This is a genomic window from Sporosarcina sp. FSL W7-1349 (assembly GCF_038003045.1).
In the GTDB taxonomy this organism is placed as follows: Bacteria; Bacillota; Bacilli; order Bacillales_A; family Planococcaceae; genus Sporosarcina.
Genome location: NZ_JBBOOK010000003.1, coordinates 108597 through 127121, shown reverse-complemented (window position 1 = coordinate 127121; position 18525 = coordinate 108597). Strand labels below are relative to the sequence as shown.

Here is an 18525-nt window from a genome sequence, read left to right as displayed (position 1 = left end):
AATATCCTCCTAACAACCTCTCCCGCAACCCCTCATCCCAAGCGATTCATTCGATTTCCTGCACAAAAAAGACGCCCAGACCTACTATGTGACAGAATCCAATGGGTAGTACCAGATGCGTGGAACACGAGCAACACGAAATACACTTGGGCGGATACCATCAGCAAAACCGGTTCCATTTACATCGAACAAGATTTGATTATTACTTTCTGTTAAAACGCCCATGTTAGTATTTCTATTGCTACCATGTTTACATCTTCATGAATGATACTTTTTGCAACTAGTATAACAATCATTTCCAAATAAATCATCCCATTTTACCAAACTCAGCGAAATTAAATAGAACTCCACGTGTAAGCCACCGCTACTGTCTGTCCTACCTGGATGCTCCGATGTACGTTACTAAAGATAGTAAAGTGATTAACGATACACCACACATGAGTCAATAAACCATCCTTACATTATTGTCTATCTATATCAGTTACGGGCTTCCCATTATGCTAGTTCTTTTAACACAAATCCCTAAGCTGTTTATGGCAAAAATGAAAAGTACCAGTGTGCCAAACAAATTGACTTCGATACGTATATTATAGTATTTTCCCTTCTGTTAATCGGCATCTAGTTCCTTAACAAAAACAAAAACATGCGCTTTAATTAATTGATAATCAAAATTATTTCACAGAACAAGTATCCTTTTTGACCCCTCCCCTCTATATAGAGGGCAAAGGGGGAAAATAAAATGACACATTACCTGAAGGAGCACTCAAAATTCAACTCGATCGCCGAAATGGACGCAGCTGCCGAACAGCACTTGTCCCTTCACTGGGACAACCTGACAAAGTCAGACCGCCAAGTGCTGGACATCATCCGCCGCTACTCTGTCAAATACGGCGCTGCCCATTTGAAACACGGAACGATCGAAAACGCCATCGGGAAATCAAACATCACCGTCCGCCGTGCTATCCGGAAACTCGTTAACTTGCACATCATCGACAAGGTCCACTACATCCGTCCGGTCATGAGCGGGCTCGGTGCCAACATCTACATTATTTTACCGTTCGATGACCAGGGGAAAATGAACGACCGTGACCCTGACGAGAAACCGCATGACAACAGGGAAAACGAGCAGATTTCCGAAAACGAAGCTCTACTTTCTAAATCTCTAATAAAATCTAAAGATCTTAACTACACGTCTCAGGGTGAACCGTCAAAGTTATCCACAAGTCTATTCAGTCGAATGAAAGATCTGCTTGCCGGAACAATCGGTGACATAAAATCCGCCCGTGAATTTTACGGAATCCATAGGGCCATCTCCAGCAGAATGCTGAAGTACGAAATTTATAAAGAGGACAAGCATATCTTCGAAGACCTTGCCTACCGCGCGCTCATGATCACTGTCATGGCAACAAAGAAAAAGGCAATCCGGAATTTGCCCGGCTATTTCAAAGGCGTTCTGGACAAGTTGGTCGACGAGACGTATTTCAAGGATGTCTTCATGCTGTTTGATGTGCCGGTGGAAGGGTTTTATTGTCCGGAATAAGGCGTTTTTGTGCGGTGTGCAGAATAACAGTTATCGTAATCTCTATGTATCGCTTTAGGTGCCTGTGTGACAACAGTACTGAATAATTTCCGAGTTGTTTGGCACACAGGCACCACTTATCATTCTTTGTTCCTAGGGGGTTCTACCATTTGCCTACCCCAAACTCTTTATCGTTCATTTCCTCCCACATTAACAATTGGTCCGCGATATTCGTACCGATGAAGTATGCAGGAGCAGAAGTATTCCCGTCGGAGACATACGGGGCAATTGAATCGTCCGCTACCATCAAATCTTTCACACCATACACCTGACCTACCGAATCTACTACGCCGCTGCTCTGGTCTGGCGCCATTCTGTTTGTACCTTGTACGTGGTGGGTGGGAGTAATATTGTCTCTAATAAACTGTTCCAGTTTCTTTTCATTATTAATCGTATCCAGTGAAGGTGAAATGAGTTGATACGTTGAATCCATTTTTGATAGTTCAGCAGCAATATTTTTAATATAAACTTTATAAATGTGCTTAATTGCCTCCATATCGGCGGGATCGTTCAGGAATCCTTCATCCGCAAGTACCATTTTTAAAGGATCATCATTTTGGATTCTGACGGAGCCCTTGCTTTTCGGCTCTGTTAGATAAAAGAAAATATTTAAACCTCCATCGTCGCCCGGCATACCAATTATTTGTACCCAACGGCGGCTCGGGTCCGCCCCAGGCGTTGGATCTGGCAAAAAGGCGCCGCCCGGATAAAGAGCAAACGGATCGTCGGCCGGCAATGCAGCGTCGTTTGGATTTGCAGAGAAAAAAGCCGGCGTGATGACGTGGGTTGTCAAGTGCTGGCCCACATTCGGATTATCGTAAAGAACAGGAACGCCCGCTTTATTCAGCGTATCAGATGGACCAATTCCTGAAAGCATCAATAGCTTCGGGCTGTTTATGCCGGCGGATAGTATTACTTTTCTTTTCGCAAACGCATGAACACATTTGCCGTCTTTCAGGTACTCGATGCCTATTGCGCGCTGTTCATTATTAAAGAGAATACGCAGGGCAGTTGATCGGAAAGAAACGGTTAACTTTCTCCCATCGACGCCAAGACCATTGGGTGTCATAACATCTGATGATAAAAAGGCCGTATCTGAGCTTTCCCGGATGCCATCCGGTTTTTGATATAGTTGCCATCTTGTAAAAGGACCTAACGGCGTATTCGGATCGTTGTAGTCTAAGATTCTTGGAAGTCCAGTTGCTTATTCCATTGCGGAAACAAACTTTTCAACCATTACCGTCGGATATGCCGGGGTTTGTCTAATATTCAATCGACCGTCAAATCCCCTAGCTTCAGGATTAGAGGTGGCACCGTTGTACTTTTCCAATCTTGAGAATTGGTAAGTTTCACGTTCAGGGGACCATAGTGGACCTAGCATGTCTTCCCATTGTTTCATATTGATTTGGGAGGGTCTTACATATTGTTCATTGTTAACAGATGTCGTACCACCGAAGGTCCTTCCCCCTGTCCACTGGAACGTTTGATTCTTTGCGTTTTTCTGAGGAAGGCCTTTGCCTTGCCAAAAATATTCTGCCAGAAATTTGTCTGTTAAAATGGGTGGCGGCGCAAATAAGGAATCCCTTATTGGTTGCTCCGCACCATTATTATCCCCCGCCTCCAAAGCGAGCACGGATGTTCTTTTATTATCTGTCAGTTTCTTAGCAAGTACAGCGCCGGCTGGTCCCGTTCCCACTATAATGTAGTCAAACGACAATTGCTCATGGCACCCTTGTTCCACTTCATTCCCCCTCAGATTTGTTCGCAATCAACATACTCTATGTAAAGAGATGTTGTCCTGTGAAATGGGTGTGCATTGATATAACAGTTTCCGCAATCCCTATGTATAGTATGAATGACAAACAGACGAGGGGGGTTTTCATGATGAAAACATGCACAGCTTGCCACAAGAAAATAGGGGGAGAGCCATTCCTTGCGGGCACGGGCAATTGCCGCTATTGTTCGATGGACTGCTTGCCTGAAGGGGTTATGGATGAACCGTATGGACTTGCCTACGTCGGACTGCTGGAACGCTATATGGATCTGTCCAGCAAGCCATGGAAATTCGAAAGTTTTACGGAACGTGACGCAGTGCTTGAGGAAATCGATGAATTGGCGGGGCAATGTGCGGTATATGTCCTTGTAGAAGACGGGGTCCACTTCTTCAAGGACGAGCTGCGGTGGCTCCACGGATTGATCGCAAGCTTGCGCCTGTCCGTCGCCAACCACTTCCTGGATGTGGAAAATTACATATACACGGACGGACTGCACATCAGTTGGGATGAAATGCCTCGCACGATTGCAGAGAAGCTTGAAGTCATCTTACAAACTATGTTGGATACAGAGCAATGGAAACCATTCATCAGCTACAACCAATCACTCGATGCCACCACGGAAAGCCGCAACGTCCTCACTTTCCCGGAAAACGAATATGAGGATAAACCGGAGCTGGATCTGTTATACGAAGCAAGCATCTGCTTTCTGAAAAACGAGCAACAGTCGCTAGCCAACGAGATCGACGATGCTGTGAAATTCGTTAAAATGGCCACTTGCCCAGTATGCACATGGCCTGAGCCATTTGAGGACTTTGACTTGAATGAAGAATTCGATGCTTATGTTTGTGGTTCGTGTATTGGGAAGAGGAGGAGTGAATTTTTATGAGAGCGATCACCATGTGGTATCTGCCCGATGCCGTAGAGAGAAAAGAACGGTTTAGGAGAAGAATAAATTCAGAAGCCTGGATGAAGAAAGCGACAGAAGCCCGGATGGAGATCATTAAACAACTGGTAAGCGAGGGGAAGACAGAAGAGGAGATTGAGCAGATCATTAGGAGTTTTGGGTTGTAGGTAGGACAGTAAAAATTGCCAAGCGTCCAAAATCGGTGATCCTTGCGAAGAAGTGAAAAGTACCTGTGTGCGAAACAATTGCAAGCGATTCGGAATTGCCCCAAATTGTTTGTCCCACAGGTACCTATGAATTATTTCAAAACCGGCACTTCTGCCTGCTTCACTTGGCGTGCAATCTTCTCTGTTAAACGCGTCGTCACTTTGGGCAGCACCATTTTAATGACAGGCGTCAATACAGCTCCTGTCAAGCCGCCAGCGTTCACTTCAAGCGTTCCGGTCATCGTTGTCTCTCCCGCCGTTTCCTCGGCAGTGAATGTTCCACTTCCCGTAAAGTTATCCGTGAGCCCTTTCAACTCGAAGCGAATCGTCGAAGGCTCTTGGAATTCGGTGATGTCCAACTCCATCTTCACGGTCTTTTTCAGCCCTTTGAAATTCCCTTCGAACGTCCAAACGGACAGATGTTCATTCACTTGCTCATGTTCCTTGTAGGCCGGAACCAGGGTCGCCCAGTTTTCGATGTGGCTGACATAATTCCATACATGTTCTACAGAGGTGGGGATGATTACTGAATGCGATGCGAGTGCCATACATTTCACTACTTTCTTCTCTATTAATAATGGGCATAACAACTAGTATTTTATCATCTTAGCCACTGCTTGTGCATGAAACATGAAAATTCAGTTGCCTGCGATATTCAGACACCAATCGAAATTTTCCCAAGCGGAATACCAGCCGGTGAAAAGCTCCCGTGAATCATCCCAACGAACTTCGAATTTCTTCTGCCCGTCGACCTCCACCAAATACAACGCCAACGTAGGATCCGCCTTGGATATCGCCAGCAACATGCCGTTTTGAAGTTCTTCCTCCGTAAATTGTACATCTGAAACCGAACGCACTTGGGCTTGTTCAAGTACTTGCTTGTTACTGATTCTATAATTCATAAGTAGCCTCCACTTGGATAATTATTCTTTATATCGGTTCATACTTCCTCTGCAAATTAAAGAAGTGTAGAAGTATATTTTATATGTATTTCGTGATGAAATCAAAGGGAAATGAATTGGATAATTGAGAGGTGCCTGTGCATTATGGCGATAAATGGGATGGGTCATGGATAAAAGGATAAGCACAATCTGTCACGCCAAGATTGTGTTCATCCTTTTTATAGTGAATTATGTATATTGGCTAGGTACCGTATATATTCCCAGGATCCAGCCAGAAATTCAATCATCCTCAAGCTTCATAACATACTCACTTACAAGCTTTAAATGCTCAGCCGACATACAGTCTATCGATTGAAGCAAGTCTTCTTTCATCACTTTTGCGGCGCTTACCTCATCGTAATCATCAATATAACAGTCCATTAGCTCCTCATGTGTGTAAGTCACATAGTCTGGGCTGTTCTTCTCTAATTCGTGCAACCTGAAAATCTCTATTTCATGGGCAGTCGGCATATTTTCCGGTTGATTCAAGTCTCGCAAATACGTTTTCAAGGCCACCCATCTTTCTTCCGATACTGTTACTTCAAATACCTCATTGAATTCTTTGCGATACATAATCATCTCGTTCACATTCTGGAATCCCGCTTTTAGCTCATCGGTGGTTGCATATTTATAAAATTCACCCTTACCGTATTTTTCCCTGATGGCTTCAATTCCTTCATCCGTCAGGTCTTCTGTGGGCATTGCTTTCACCTTAAGAAACCTTGCAACAGCAGCCCGCTCGTTTTCGGGAATCGTATCAACCAATCTGTATAATTCTTCTTTGTTCATGATACATTCCCCCATTAATCAGTCATATCTTGGACATCACGATTATTCTTGACCTCAATTAATTTCGACAAAGGCCTTGGATTTCGTTATTTATTGTTTTCATAGCTGCTTATGCTTACTGTAGGATTCGGCTGACTGTCCTTATTGGGAGTTTCCTACAACAATCTCCAGCTCAATTTGTTTCCCCGTCACTTCTTCAAGTATGTCGATAAGAGTCTGCCTATAGTTTGTTTGCAACCAATCTACCTGAAAACTATTGCTGCACACTACACCGATATGATGATCATCAAGCAGGATGGCGGATGTATTTTTGAACCACGTCTCGAAACTTGGATGACTGATTGTTTGCTTCAATTTCAATAATACATCGTCCCAGAGTGTAAATTGCTCGTCATCATTTATCATGATTTCATCCGAATCTACATTAATGTCCCGGCCAACATCCTCAGCATCTTGAAAAAATATCCGAAACTTTCCGGCTCCAGGTATCTCAATTTCAGAAGTCCTATTTCTTATTCCCATGCTTCTAAAGTGTTCAAATAACTCGATTTCGTTTTCAATTTTCTTCAATACCGAGCCCCCCCGACTTATTCATCTACATTATTGTAAATTTGATTTTCTCTTATTAAACATTATTATATTCTACCTCTTCGTAGTGAAAGGTGCCAGGTTCTAAAGCAATTCTGAATTGATTTAGAACCTTTTCTAAGTTCATGAGCTGAGCGGTGCCATCCGCTTCATCACAATGGCCATCTGCCCGGTAGGCGACTGGCCCAAGCCATTCGAGGATTTCGACATGAACGATGAGTCTCCGAGCGTACTTATGCAACTCATGTTTATGGAAGAAAAGGAGTGAGTTCATATGAAAGCCAACGAATTTGGTTCATTGTCATTCGTCTGTCAATAATGACCTTTTTTAACAACTCTCCATGGACCAACTTTTAGACATTTCCCAATAAAAACCTTACACTTAAATTGTAAGGAGCGATTACATAAAAAAGGAGCGTTTTGTATGGGTAAATTGACAGATAGAGTTGCAATTGTAACTGGCGGGGCGCGTGGAATGGGCGAAACGCATGTCCGAAGATTTATAGCTGAAGGCGCGAAAGTTGTATTTACAGATATCAATGAAGCGGGCGGACAGGCCCTTGAAAAGGAACTGGGCGGCAATGCAAAGTTCGTGAAGCAAGATGTAACGAGTGCGGCAGATTGGAAAACGGTAGTGGAAGAGGCGGAGAAAGCGTTTGGTCCCGTACACATTCTAGTAAACAATGCCGGAATCAGTATCGGTACGCCTTTCTTGGAGCTTACAGAAGATGATTACCGTAAAATTGTTGACATCAACCAAGTTTCCGTATTCCTTGGCATGAAAGCAGTCGTCCCTTCCATGCAAAAAGCTGGGTCCGGCTCAATTGTGAACATCTCTTCGATCAACGGATTGGTCGGCGGCGCTGTCGGCTACACCGATACGAAATTTGCGGTACGCGGCATGACGAAAGCAGCTGCCCTTCAACTCGCGCATCTTAACATCCGTGTCAACTCCGTTCACCCAGGTGTCATCGAAACACCAATGGTAATGGAAGGCGATTCTGTCGAGATGATCAAAGAATTTGCGAATTCCATCCCACTCGGCAGAATGGCCCAACCCGAAGAAGTCTCGAAACTCGTACTTTACCTAGCTTCCGATGAATCCAGCTACTCAACAGGCTCTGAATTCATCGTTGATGGCGGCTTGACGGCGATGTAATAGCGAACGGTACCTGTGCGAATTCTTTTGTTCCAAACGAATAAGCTAAAAGGACCTCCTTCCAATACTACTGACATTAGGCGGTCTGTAGAAAGTAATAGCAAGTTCCCTGCAAGGGGGATCAGCTAGTTGGATAAAATAATCCATCCTTTATGAGCAGCCTCTCAGGGATGGATTTTTTTGTGGTGCAACAGAATTGCTACTACAATTCATACGTTCTTAAACCTATCAATGATCACGAAATTGAGTTCCTTAATGAATCATACGAAAATACCACCTCAAGCCCTGTTGTTTCATAGTAAGGTTGGAAGGCCACTATCTTCTGGATCATTTTCGATATCAAGCACGAATGTATCGTCCTTACCTGGGCTCGTGCGATTCAAGCGTGATAATGTTTGAACGACCTTAATCCCATACTTATAAATAATCGCTTGTATTAAATGCTTTACCGAAACCCCACCATTTTCGTACTGTTTTAATAATCCCCGTGTAAAATCAGTCGGCTTTCCACCGTCAATAGCGGCCATCCCAACCCCAAATCGAACACGTTTTTGACGTTCTTCCCGTGGTGTTCCATTCAATGAGTCCATAAACAACTCCCCTCATTTTTATTTCATAAGATGAGAAAAGGACATTGACCAGAAGTTCACCCTCCGTTCAACATCCCTAATTCATCGCACTTCGTATGCTTATAACCTATTCCCTATGAGGACCGTGGAAGCGGGAAACGAACCCGCATCTAGAGGCTTCAACACCCAAGCATCTACCCGTGTAAATTGTCTATTGGGTTTCGCGCTTCCGTTTGATTGAGTTGCATGAGGTTAGCTCTGCTTCCGTACTAATTTATTTAACGGTTTTTCCCGTTAGGGAGTAATGTTCAAATTTTCAACAAAGGCTTTTAGCATCGCCTCCTCATCAAGAAACCATTTTTTCTTTAATTGCGGAGAATGATACGGATTATCGCTATGTAGATATGGTTGTGAAATAATGCTTTTGGCCACTGGAGCCATATAAATTTGATTGAGGATTTCCAAAGGTGCCGGATATTCAAAGTATAGATTTAATCTAGGGCGTGAATTTTCATTTCTCCATTTTGCAAATCCCTGAGAAAAGTTCTTGTGTTCCGGCATTTTTATCTGTTGAAATATCTCTGCTGGCAATAAGTTTTGTGCCAAACAATAAAGACCATGTGCAGGCACACATAGCTGTTTCATCGCTTTACTGAAATCTGCACGCATGTATCCTGAACACAAATTTTGCAAATGTGTCCCCATTCCCTCGGCATCTTCTTTGTGTAATGAAAGTAGAAATGCAGCTCCTGAACGCTCCCATTGTGGTTTCTTCGTGCCAACAAATTTTTCGGCAGCCTCAAGCGCTTTTGGCAACAGTATTTCATCTCTATACCACACGGCACTCAAGAGGTTGCTCATCACAATATAAAACGGGTAGCCATTTTTAGCTAAACCCAGTTCGGACGGAAGAATGCGCTCCATCGTTTCGTTATCCCCGCAAGCGAATGCCTCTAAAATATGTAAGAAGTTTTGACAATGGTCATACCCTCCGCTGCATCCCGGAAGTAATACATAACGCATTTGCTGGAAGATTAAATCATTCCACTTTTGCCAGTCTTGATGTGAAAAGCACTCCTCTAACCAACTATTATAGTTGATTGGTAAGAGTCCAAATGACATTGATTTGACGATCTTTGCTAGTATTTCATTATCTTTTTCGGTTCCTTCTTTTGCCTTAATTATAATTTCCTCATATTTGATAATACATTGCTCAATGTATGAACTTTTATCCGTATTCATTAAACTTCACAACCCCGATTTTTTATTTTCCGTATAGTGTAGGAATTATATTATTTTTTTCTTATTCTACAAATAGTGAATCGATGCCCTTGCTCCCACACTCATTTTTGTATGAAAAATAACCGAGGATTTCGTTTTCGTTCAACTGAGTAGCCCCACACCTCACTGGGCATGACTAAACGTTAGATCCTTCTTTTATGCCATCCAGTCGAAGGAGGTAAGGCTATTTGAGCGAACGGTTATATCTACCAGTGTATACAAGCCATGCAAGGCTTGCTGTTAATAGTGTTACCGAAATGAGGGCAGTAAGAATACTATAGGTTTCCCAAACAAGTATGATTGGCCACTCAAGGGCAAAGCCTGTTATACTTAGAGCCGCTGTAACTAGTATTAAAATGAAGGATGCAATTTTTCTTTTTTTTGTGATTGGCTGCTTTTTATTTAATTTCCGCCTTTGGAATCCCAAAACAAAAAATAAAACAGTTAACAAGCAACAAATAATGGTTGCAATTGACAAAAGAATATCCGCTGTGTGCTGCTTATTTCATAGGTTTTCGACAAATTGCCGTCTACTATATCTTTGATTTTTAGTACCATGCTGCTATTGATATTGGCGCCGTTGGCCAATAAGCAGATGGCTGTTCGTTCGTTGGGTAATAGCACTACTTGGGTTCTGAAGTTTGGGTTTTCTCCTGAATGCTCGATAATCGTTTGGTCAGCGTTTACCATCCAGCCTGCTGCATAATACATAGTGTCAACAGCCAGAACGGACCTATCCCCCTGATGCGACTTTTGAATAGCGGTGTGAAATATTTCTGGTATATCTTTCACAATTCCCATCTGAATACCCATCCAGCGCGCCATGTCTTTTGTAGAAGAGATGATATAGCCTGCCGGTTTATTTCCGGAATAATCCGGCGCGTTATAGGGGATTGTTTTAAAAAAAGAAGAACGATAGCCTTGTGCCAGCTGTCCAGTAGCCAGGGCATCCTCTTTATAGACGAATGTCTGGTTAAGGCCTAACGGCTGGAATACCCGTTCGGTCATAAAGCTTTCGTAGCTTTGACCCGATACTTGCTCGATCACCAGACCTAACACATCATAATTAATGGTTCCATACGTATATTGTTTGCCAGGAGGAAAGGATAAATCAGCATTCACCAGCACTTCCACCGTCTTTTGCAGCATATCAGGAGTATTGCCTTGAGGGATAAGCTGGGCATGTTTATTATTGGTCAGACCGCTTGTATGATGAAGAAAATTATTAAGAGTAAGGCTCTGCATATCAACAGGTTTTCCTTGATATTTTAGCGTAAGCCAAGGTAAATAGTCTTGGATTGAGTCGGTCATAGATAAAAGTCCTTGCTCCTCCAGCAACAGTATACCTATGGCGGTAAAGGCTTTACTGACCGAGGCCAGCTCGTATAATGTGTTTTCACTTGCGGGTATTCCTTTTTCAAGGTCTGCATAACCGGAGGAGTAATAGTATTCTTTCTCATCGGCCAAAATTGCGACTGACAAGCCCGGCACACCGGATATACGAGAAGCATCGTCCAGCAACGCCTGTATGGCCTCAGCCTGCGCATCTGACATCGCATAGCTTCTTTGCGAGAGTCCTGAGAACAATAGAAGTACCATTATCATAGAAACAAGTGTTTTTTTCATAAGATCTCCCTTTTTTGAAAGGATCATTGCTATTCGACAAGCGTAAATTGATCGTAATGCTTATTGATTAGTTTACTACATAGACAACTGCCAAAACCCGTTTATATTGTTGGAAAACAGGAATAGGAGAAAATAGTGATGAATATAGTTCGAGAAAGGAGGATACGATGAATTTAACAAGCAAACGAGTATGGTTGAATACAATAATCGTTCTTACATACGTCTTAATGATTGTCACCAATGTATTGGCGAACGTCTTACCCATTAATGGGCAAACGACGGGGGAAGTTTCAGCGAAATATAGTAATTTATTTGCCCCAGCAGGCTTTACATTTTCCATCTGGAGCGTCATCTATGTCTTATTAGGATTACATGTCTTATACCAACTCGGTTTCTTTCACAACAAGCAAAAACCTTCTACAGCCCGTCTATTAACACAAGTCGGCATCTACTTTTCAATTTCTTCAATTCTTAATACTCTTTGGATACTCGCATGGCATTATGAAAGACTATTCCTATCAGTCATCATTATGATAGGGCTTCTTCTTTGCCTAATTAAAATCAACAAATTGACCGCAGAAGCTTCCCTCACTATAAAAGAAAGCTTTTTTATCAAACTTCCCTTTAGTGTCTATTTTGGCTGGATCACAGTTGCAACCATCGCCAACATTACAGCTTTCCTTGTCTCCATCGGGTGGGATGGATTTGGGCTATCTGAAGTGACATGGACTATACTTATCCTGATTATCGGAACAATCATCGGTGTGACAACAATGCTTCGCTTACACAACCCGGCGTATGGTTTGGCTATAGTATGGGCTTATTTCGGTATCTACTCTAAACATACATCTGAAACTGGATTCAACAACCAATACCCCGCCATTATATTGACCGTCGTTATCTGCATGATTGTCCTATCCCTATCGATCATCCTTGTCGCCATAGGAAATCGGAGACAGCCCAATACCTAAGTAAAAATTCTGTGAGGATTGTTATGTAGACGAGTTGCTATGCGAGGTGCGGGCTTTATGTTGTGATGCCAATTGTTGAACAGGCATTGGCACTCAATTATTTTAATCAACACCCAATTTCTTCAATTGTAAAACGCCAACGAACCAGTATTCGTTGGCGTTTATGTTGATTAAATCGTTATTTATGTACCAAGAACCCATTTAATTCTAAATTGTTCGGTTGCCAGGTTCTAAAACAATTCAAAATTGGTTTAGAACCTGGCACCTGCCGCCCGCGTAGCTACCATAGTAAAGCGAGACAGTTTTTTTAGGGGTAGGTTTTATTGTGGTGGTGGATGAACGTGGTGATTTCTGCTGACTCTCTTTGCTAATGAAAAGTGATTTGGTTGAAATGACCAGAAAACTGCATTATAATAAAAGTAACATGAATATACTTGGCAACAAAGAATAACCTAAAAAGGACCACCCAATGCGTTAACATTAGGCGGTCTGCTGCAATATGTAATAGCAACAGGTTCCCTTCAAGGGGGATCAGCTAGCCGGACAAAATAATCCATCCGTTATGAGCGCCTACTCAAGGATGGATTATTTTTTATTGTGGAATGACAGTATTGCTACGATTAATACTACATACGACCACCTCCCTTCTTAGGGGAAATGGCCGACCACCCTTGAGTCACCTACATGATTGTCCTATCCCTAACGATCCTCCTTGTCGCCGTGGGAAATCGGAGACAGCCCAATACCTAAGTAAAAATTCTGTGGGGATTGTTAGGTGCTATGCGAGGTGCGGGCTTTATGTTGTGATGCCAATGGTTGAACCGGCATTGGCATTCAATCGTTTTAATCCCACCCAATTTCTTCAATTGCAAAACACCAACGAACTAGTATTCGTTGGTGTTTCTATGAGTAAATCGGTATTTAAGTGCCAGGAACCCATTTAATTCCAAATTGTTTGGTTGCCTGTATAACCTAAATATTTATAATGAATTATTGAAGAAGTGTATTCTCCGTATGATTGTGGTAAACTGGACATATAATAAAAAAGACTAGGTGCGCTAACACCCAGCCGATGCAGCTGACATCCGCATGAAGTGCGGTTGGCCTGTAAAAGTCATAAGGCGTCACAAAGAGTAACCACTCAGCTTTCTAGCCAGTCAGCGGAGGGTGGTTACTTTTTTCTATTGGTGTATAGAGCAATCATTGCTACAACGGCTGTTGCCAATGTTGCAAGGAACATTCCAAATTGGAACATCATATGAATTGCTTCGTATGTCACCATGTAAACACCCCCTTTCTCAAGGGAGTGCCAACCGCCCATCCGCTTTATGTAGCTGCATCTCTATTCTATCACTTAATCTTGGAAAAACGAACAAGAATTCCTATCCACTCATATATTACAAAAAGAAGCAGGAACTATCCATCAAGAGAAATTCCTGCTTCTTTTCTTTGTATTGATACTATCCATAGGATCTATGAAACCTAAGGAGTCGATCCCACGTTCAGAGGTTTCAACGCTCAAGCATCTTCGCGTATAGATTGTCTATTGGGTTTCGCGCTTCCGTTTGCTGACAATCAGGGGGACTCGGAGGCACTATCCTCGAAGTCTCTTTCGTCTGTCCCAGGAGGCGGCAGACGTTGTATCCCCCTAATAGGTGGGCCTTACAATGATAGAACTGCAAGGCAGATCCATCAGCTTACGCTGCGAATGCTAAGTTGTTGTTTGTTTTGCCAGTTATTATTTGCCACTTGTCCTAAAATCAGCGGCTTCGTATATAACACTAGTGGGACAATTCTAGAGTCCTTTATTACTATTTAATAAGTAGGGACTACCAAACATTGGGAGGTAGAAATAATGGATCAAGGGCGTATAGATCAATTAAATGAGGGGCATAAAGCAGACGAACCTCTTTTTTCTCATGTATTTTTAGCCGATTTCTGGGAGGACAGTGAGTATGCAATCGAATCTTATCAATCTGAGCCGCCAACGGTTGAACTAATTGAATTGATTGAGAAAGAGCTTGGCTACAAGCTTCCATCCTCTTATGTTCAACTGATGAAGCATCGGAATGGCGGGGTGCCGAAAAATACCAACTTTCCAACAGAGGAACCAACTTCTTGGGCGGAGGATCATATTGCCATTTCAGGGATTATGGGAATCGGTCGCGAGAAAAGCTATTCCCTGTGCGGGGATCTCGGCAGTCCGTTCATGATTGAGGAATGGGGATATCCTGACATCGGCGTGGTGATCTGTGATTGTCCCTCAGCTGGTCATGATGTCGTCATGTTAGACTATCGGGCATGCGGTACAGATGGTGAACCTTCAGTTGTTCATCTCGATCAAGAAGATGATTATAAAATTACTTTCCTTGCCGATAATTTTGAGGAGTTTATCAAAGGCTTGGTGAATGATGAACAATATGATACTTCTGAAGAAGACAAAGAAGAAGCTTTGGAGAAAGTAGCACACGGCCAATTTTCTCTCCTGTTGGAGGAGCTGTGCTCTCGGGTAACCGAAGTGGGACAGGTGGGACAGAAAATCCGCAGCATCTGCACGCGGATTGTCGAAGAGAAAGGCCATTTTTCATTTCACGCAGACAAATTATCGTATGTTATGTATGATGTACAGTTTTGGCTATATACGAAGTCTCATCCAGACACCAGTCGCGATCAATACATAGCTGTTTACCCGAACATCATCATATTTGGGGATGAATTCGGCCAAGGCGGATATGCCCCTTCCTTCATTACAGATTGGCTTGACCAACGCATGAAGGAAGGGCGGATTGTACATGATCACGGGATGATCCGGTTTACCGATTCCTATGCGGAAGAAGTAATTAAGACGTTGCAAGAAGCGTAATCAGGTTCATGAAGAGCTCACTCTTAAAGGGGGGCTCTTCTTTGTTCATTGTTAGCGGCGGCACTCACTAACAACATTGCCAATCATACACTACTTTTGAAAAATCCCTGTTTTTCAAAGCGTCCTTTGGAATAGTGAAAACACAATTACCGGAATCCCCAAACATAATGCCGCATTCGTCATCGATATCCAGTTGCAGTAAAAGAAAATCGTCATCATCAAAACCGATATAGTCATTCTGAACAAAATAAGGATAACCGCCAATTCTGCTATCGCTGCTATAGCAATCATCACTCAGTTGCTCATATTCTGATTCTGATAACTTATTCATGAAAATATCGCGAAACAGATCTAATGAGGAAGACATAGGCATCTCCCTTGATGTGAAAACCATTTTACCGCTATGCGAAAAGGGAAGATTCCAGTTATCTTCTTCATTTTCATAAGGATGCTTTTTCACTAGTTGTTCTTCATTTTCCTCGTAATCTTCAATGTATTTTACTAAAATCGGTTCTTCCAACCCAACCAACTCATCGTTTACAACAAAGAATTGCAGTAATCCTTTTTCCGGCAATTCATCTAGATGTTCAATATCCGCCAAATTGATTTGTGCCAGAAACAGCATATGGTTTCCATCTTCATCGGTCGGATAATCTTCACTGCTTTTCAAATAGGGACACCCGCCTAATTTGCTGTCCCATGGTTTTGTTTTTTCACGCGTAAAACTGATCTCGTTGCTATACCTAAAAGTGCTTGTAATTAGGTTTTCATGTTCTTTAAGTAGTTCAGGAATTTCATATTTTATCAAGATGAGCTTCCCCCATTCGAATATCTTTTTAGTTGAAATGTTTCCGACGAAGGCATATCATGCAATTGACATTGATTCATGCAAAAAACGAAAAGGTGGCATATAATGACAGGCAAGTCACTAGCGGATTACCAAAAAGAATATGAACGAATCATCTTTTTCGACCAGCCGCAAAAGGATATACTGTTAGCCGGTCTAATGACCGAAATGGAAAAACAATTCAAGCTTCCCGTGAGAAGTAAGGAATGGAAAAAAGAAAACCAAAAGATCATAGCGATGTACCGAAAAATATGTATAACACGAACGCTGTAAAAATCGGCCCCCGAAGCCTATCTTTTTTCACGTCAGATTGTGTGTTCATTCATATGCTTTTTTACAGGCGGTAAACTCTGTTTTCATGGCATCTATTTGTACAAGACCATGAACGAAAATGGACCAAATACCATCTCCATAGAACACAAATGAATCATATAAAAGTTATCGCTTATAGTTGGGCTGTTCCAACGTAATCGGATTCGGATTGCTGAGTACCCATTGCACTGCTAATTCACATAGTCTCGCAGGTTCATCAAGACCATGGCCGTTGTGAAGTTCATTCGCTAGAGTGGCTGCCTCCTGAAGTGCGGGGGGATGTAATGGCGTGCCCAAGCTAAAGTAATGGTTCAACCCCTTAAGCATCTGACGAAATTGATGATCCCAATTGATACCGCCATTATCTAAAATTTCATAGGACACTTTACCCGTAATACGGATCACCTCACCCTGCACGGTGTTCGCATGCCCTTGTGAAGGAATTAGGTAATTCCACAGTTCCTGATGCTGCGCCTGCCATCCCTTTGTTGAAACTGTTATTGGAGATGTACCATCATGCGTCTTCCGTTTCCCTACCGGGGGAACATCAAATAACTCATAGAGACGGTAAAGCGCCTCATCGGTTTCATGCAAATAGTCTTTATTAAATCCTTCTCTGTGAAATTCAAATTCGTTCCCAATCCGTTTAACCGAGTCTTTCATTTTCTGCGTTACAGTCGCTCCAGCGTTCAGCAAAATATCGGCAACTTCCGCCATATACACAATATCTATATTTCTGCACATAGCCAAAGCTTTTTCTAAAGGAGTCTGTTTCATTTTATTTTCTGCACTAACATTTGCACCTTTAGCAACCAACGTTTGAACTGCATGCGGCTTAAAAGAACCCGCTGCGGCAAATAAAGGCGTCTCATTTTGATAATCAAGCGCTTCTATCTCCGCACCTAACTCAAGCAGCAATTCACAATTTCCCCACCAACTCATCGCATGTTTATGTAAAGCCGTTCTTCCGTAACTGTCAGTAGCATTACTATCAGCCCCCTGTTCCACGAGCCAACGAACCAATTCATTCGGAAGATTAAAGCTCAAAGCTGTAGATTTACTATAACCGCCCCGGGCATCCAATTCGCATCGGGTAAACACCTCTTTTAAAGCCGCTATATCGCCCGCTTCAATTAATTCATCGAAGTTTTTTGGTAAGTTTTTTCTCTTCCTGCCCATCTCTGCTTTTCCCCCCGCGTCATTTTTACCTGTTGTTCATACATATACATGTTGGAATCATGCTCATTGCTTCATAAGTCTCCATAGAAACACTCCTTATCCCGAGGGAGTGCCAACCGTCCATTCGCCGTATGTCGCATTGACTCCCATTCTATCACTTAACCATGGAAAGCGAACAAGAACTCTTAATTACTCGGACAAAAAAAGCAGCACAAATTTCCCATACTGAGAATTTGTGCTGCTTTTTTTGTTTCTTCCATAAGATCTTATGGAGACGGCGGGAGTCGAACCCGCCACTAGGATAAACGTTATAATACCGCTAATTATAAGGGTTTATCGCTGCTATTGCAAATGTTTGACTACGTTTTTGACTACGTTTGAGAAAAAAGACGTTGCGGGGGCAAGCAATAATGATTAATGTTACTTCTATCAATACTACTTGCTACTTGTTAAATAGCAGTATACTCTTAAGGGCTAATGAAAGGAGCCGAATAAAAGTGCTATATAACGGCAAAACAACACCCAAAGCATTATTAGTCAAGATGATTAAAGAAGAAGAACATCAAATAAAGCTTGATGCTAATGAAATAATGGAATTGACTCACGAAGTTGCCAAGTGTGTTGAAGAGCTGCATAATACTAATGAAATTTCAAATGTCGAAATAATATGTTATCCTCCTTATCAAGAGATAAAAAGGAAACTTGATAAACTTGAAATTATTAATCAACACATGAATTTTAGAAAGAATCTTATTCGTGATTATATACAGCAATTGTATTTGCTAAATGGTTTTTATACTAGCGAGTGGTTGAAATAAGGCACCTTCATTTGTGAATTTCTAGGGAGGTAGGTTATAAGGAAGACCTTCCCCCTAGATTAATAAATATTGTGAGGGATACGAAACACAGTTCAAGCGTCCATTACACTTTCCACTT

At 42.3% G+C, this 18525-nt stretch carries 17 protein-coding genes and 3 pseudogenes; 8 read left to right on the top strand and 12 right to left on the bottom strand.

What is annotated here, in order from left to right:
• The first annotated feature begins 739 nt into the window (after positions 1 to 739).
• Entirely contained in the window at positions 740 to 1540 is an 801-nt protein-coding gene (locus tag MKY41_RS19200; RefSeq protein ID WP_340746595.1) for a hypothetical protein, read from the top strand.
• Between the two features lie 142 nt (positions 1541 to 1682).
• On the opposite strand, the gene MKY41_RS19195 is transcribed toward MKY41_RS19200, so the two are convergent.
• On the bottom strand, positions 1683 to 2213 hold the full coding sequence (locus MKY41_RS19195; protein WP_340746840.1) for a GMC family oxidoreductase: 531 nt from the start codon (positions 2211 to 2213) through the stop codon (positions 1683 to 1685).
• A 204-nt stretch (positions 2214 to 2417) separates the two neighbouring features.
• Positions 2418 to 3275 (bottom strand): annotated as a pseudogene (locus MKY41_RS19190) (GMC family oxidoreductase N-terminal domain-containing protein); the annotation flags it as partial.
• A gap of 185 nt (positions 3276 to 3460) precedes the next feature.
• On the opposite strand from MKY41_RS19190, the gene MKY41_RS19185 reads away from it, so the two are divergent.
• Both MKY41_RS19185 and MKY41_RS19180 read left to right on the top strand, forming a co-directional pair.
• A complete protein-coding gene (locus MKY41_RS19185; protein ID WP_340746594.1) occupies positions 3461 to 4240 on the top strand; it encodes a hypothetical protein in 780 nt (259 codons plus the stop codon).
• Positions 4237 to 4425 carry a hypothetical protein gene (locus tag MKY41_RS19180; protein WP_340746593.1) on the top strand — a complete coding sequence of 63 codons (189 nt, stop codon included), beginning with the start codon at positions 4237 to 4239 and terminating at the stop codon, positions 4423 to 4425. Before MKY41_RS19185 ends, MKY41_RS19180 begins: the two co-directional genes overlap by 4 nt.
• Positions 4426 to 4556: 131 nt before the next feature.
• Here the strand turns inward: MKY41_RS19180 and MKY41_RS19175 are convergent, their stop codons facing one another.
• The 4 genes from MKY41_RS19175 to MKY41_RS19160 form a co-directional block, all read right to left on the bottom strand.
• On the bottom strand, positions 4557 to 5012 hold the full coding sequence (locus MKY41_RS19175) for an SRPBCC family protein (protein ID WP_340746592.1): 456 nt from the start codon (positions 5010 to 5012) through the stop codon (positions 4557 to 4559).
• A 90-nt stretch (positions 5013 to 5102) separates the two neighbouring features.
• Positions 5103 to 5366: a hypothetical protein gene (locus MKY41_RS19170; RefSeq protein ID WP_340746591.1), complete on the bottom strand. Its 264-nt coding sequence runs from the start codon at positions 5364 to 5366 to the stop codon at positions 5103 to 5105.
• A 279-nt stretch (positions 5367 to 5645) separates the two neighbouring features.
• On the bottom strand, positions 5646 to 6194 hold the full coding sequence (locus tag MKY41_RS19165) for a hypothetical protein (RefSeq protein ID WP_340746590.1): 549 nt from the start codon (positions 6192 to 6194) through the stop codon (positions 5646 to 5648).
• A gap of 141 nt (positions 6195 to 6335) precedes the next feature.
• Positions 6336 to 6764, bottom strand: coding sequence for a DnaA N-terminal domain-containing protein (locus tag MKY41_RS19160; RefSeq protein ID WP_340746589.1), 429 nt, complete (start codon positions 6762 to 6764; stop codon positions 6336 to 6338).
• Positions 6765 to 7206: 442 nt separating this feature from the next.
• Here MKY41_RS19160 and MKY41_RS19155 point away from each other — a divergent pair, with 442 nt between their 5' ends.
• Positions 7207 to 7941: a glucose 1-dehydrogenase gene (locus MKY41_RS19155; protein ID WP_340746588.1), complete on the top strand. Its 735-nt coding sequence runs from the start codon at positions 7207 to 7209 to the stop codon at positions 7939 to 7941.
• Positions 7942 to 8234: 293 nt separating this feature from the next.
• Here MKY41_RS19155 and MKY41_RS19150 read toward each other — a convergent pair whose 3' ends face one another.
• The 3 genes and pseudogenes from MKY41_RS19150 to MKY41_RS19140 form a co-directional block, all read right to left on the bottom strand.
• Positions 8235 to 8531: an antitoxin VbhA family protein gene (locus tag MKY41_RS19150; protein ID WP_340746587.1), complete on the bottom strand. Its 297-nt coding sequence runs from the start codon at positions 8529 to 8531 to the stop codon at positions 8235 to 8237.
• A 273-nt stretch (positions 8532 to 8804) separates the two neighbouring features.
• Positions 8805 to 9752, bottom strand: a complete 948-nt coding sequence (locus MKY41_RS19145; RefSeq protein ID WP_340746586.1) for a hypothetical protein — start codon at positions 9750 to 9752, stop codon at positions 8805 to 8807.
• Positions 9753 to 9975: 223 nt separating this feature from the next.
• A pseudogene (locus MKY41_RS19140) lies at positions 9976 to 11417 on the bottom strand (serine hydrolase domain-containing protein).
• Between the two features lie 167 nt (positions 11418 to 11584).
• Between MKY41_RS19140 and MKY41_RS19135 the strand changes: the two are divergent.
• Positions 11585 to 12388 carry a TspO/MBR family protein gene (locus tag MKY41_RS19135; protein ID WP_340746585.1) on the top strand — a complete coding sequence of 268 codons (804 nt, stop codon included), beginning with the start codon at positions 11585 to 11587 and terminating at the stop codon, positions 12386 to 12388.
• A gap of 1171 nt (positions 12389 to 13559) precedes the next feature.
• On the opposite strand, the gene MKY41_RS19130 is transcribed toward MKY41_RS19135, so the two are convergent.
• On the bottom strand, positions 13560 to 13670 hold the full coding sequence (locus MKY41_RS19130) for a putative holin-like toxin (protein ID WP_340746584.1): 111 nt from the start codon (positions 13668 to 13670) through the stop codon (positions 13560 to 13562).
• 630 nt (positions 13671 to 14300) lie between these two features.
• On the opposite strand from MKY41_RS19130, the pseudogene MKY41_RS19125 reads away from it, so the two are divergent.
• Positions 14301 to 15251: pseudogene (locus MKY41_RS19125) on the top strand (SMI1/KNR4 family protein); the annotation flags it as partial.
• A 67-nt stretch (positions 15252 to 15318) separates the two neighbouring features.
• Here the strand turns inward: MKY41_RS19125 and MKY41_RS19120 are convergent.
• Positions 15319 to 16059, bottom strand: a complete 741-nt coding sequence (locus MKY41_RS19120) for a YwqG family protein (protein ID WP_340746583.1) — start codon at positions 16057 to 16059, stop codon at positions 15319 to 15321.
• A gap of 105 nt (positions 16060 to 16164) precedes the next feature.
• On the opposite strand from MKY41_RS19120, the gene MKY41_RS19115 reads away from it, so the two are divergent.
• Positions 16165 to 16371 carry a hypothetical protein gene (locus tag MKY41_RS19115; RefSeq protein WP_340746582.1) on the top strand — a complete coding sequence of 69 codons (207 nt, stop codon included), beginning with the start codon at positions 16165 to 16167 and terminating at the stop codon, positions 16369 to 16371.
• Between the two features lie 165 nt (positions 16372 to 16536).
• Here the strand turns inward: MKY41_RS19115 and MKY41_RS19110 are convergent, their stop codons facing one another.
• Positions 16537 to 17589: an ankyrin repeat domain-containing protein gene (locus MKY41_RS19110; RefSeq protein ID WP_340746581.1), complete on the bottom strand. Its 1053-nt coding sequence runs from the start codon at positions 17587 to 17589 to the stop codon at positions 16537 to 16539.
• 410 nt (positions 17590 to 17999) lie between these two features.
• Between MKY41_RS19110 and MKY41_RS19105 the strand changes: the two genes are divergently transcribed.
• Positions 18000 to 18407, top strand: coding sequence for a hypothetical protein (locus MKY41_RS19105; protein ID WP_340746580.1), 408 nt, complete (start codon positions 18000 to 18002; stop codon positions 18405 to 18407).
• Positions 18408 to 18525 lie beyond the last annotated feature (118 nt).

Coding starts and splice junctions, on each gene's coding strand:
- MKY41_RS19165 (WP_340746590.1), bottom strand. CDS start 6,194: ATGAACAAAGAAGAATTATACAGATTGGTTGATACGATTCCCGAAAAC.
- MKY41_RS19180 (WP_340746593.1), top strand. CDS start 4,237: ATGAGAGCGATCACCATGTGGTATCTGCCCGATGCCGTAGAGAGAAAA.
- MKY41_RS19155 (WP_340746588.1), top strand. CDS start 7,207: ATGGGTAAATTGACAGATAGAGTTGCAATTGTAACTGGCGGGGCGCGT.
- MKY41_RS19175 (WP_340746592.1), bottom strand. CDS start 5,012: ATGGCACTCGCATCGCATTCAGTAATCATCCCCACCTCTGTAGAACAT.
- MKY41_RS19145 (WP_340746586.1), bottom strand. CDS start 9,752: ATGAATACGGATAAAAGTTCATACATTGAGCAATGTATTATCAAATAT.
- MKY41_RS19135 (WP_340746585.1), top strand. CDS start 11,585: ATGAATTTAACAAGCAAACGAGTATGGTTGAATACAATAATCGTTCTT.
- MKY41_RS19170 (WP_340746591.1), bottom strand. CDS start 5,366: ATGAATTATAGAATCAGTAACAAGCAAGTACTTGAACAAGCCCAAGTG.
- MKY41_RS19115 (WP_340746582.1), top strand. CDS start 16,165: ATGACAGGCAAGTCACTAGCGGATTACCAAAAAGAATATGAACGAATC.
- MKY41_RS19130 (WP_340746584.1), bottom strand. CDS start 13,670: ATGGTGACATACGAAGCAATTCATATGATGTTCCAATTTGGAATGTTC.
- MKY41_RS19110 (WP_340746581.1), bottom strand. CDS start 17,589: ATGGGCAGGAAGAGAAAAAACTTACCAAAAAACTTCGATGAATTAATT.
- MKY41_RS19150 (WP_340746587.1), bottom strand. CDS start 8,531: ATGGACTCATTGAATGGAACACCACGGGAAGAACGTCAAAAACGTGTT.
- MKY41_RS19200 (WP_340746595.1), top strand. CDS start 740: ATGACACATTACCTGAAGGAGCACTCAAAATTCAACTCGATCGCCGAA.
- MKY41_RS19195 (WP_340746840.1), bottom strand. CDS start 2,213: ATGCCGGGCGACGATGGAGGTTTAAATATTTTCTTTTATCTAACAGAG.
- MKY41_RS19185 (WP_340746594.1), top strand. CDS start 3,461: ATGATGAAAACATGCACAGCTTGCCACAAGAAAATAGGGGGAGAGCCA.
- MKY41_RS19105 (WP_340746580.1), top strand. CDS start 18,000: ATGATTAATGTTACTTCTATCAATACTACTTGCTACTTGTTAAATAGC.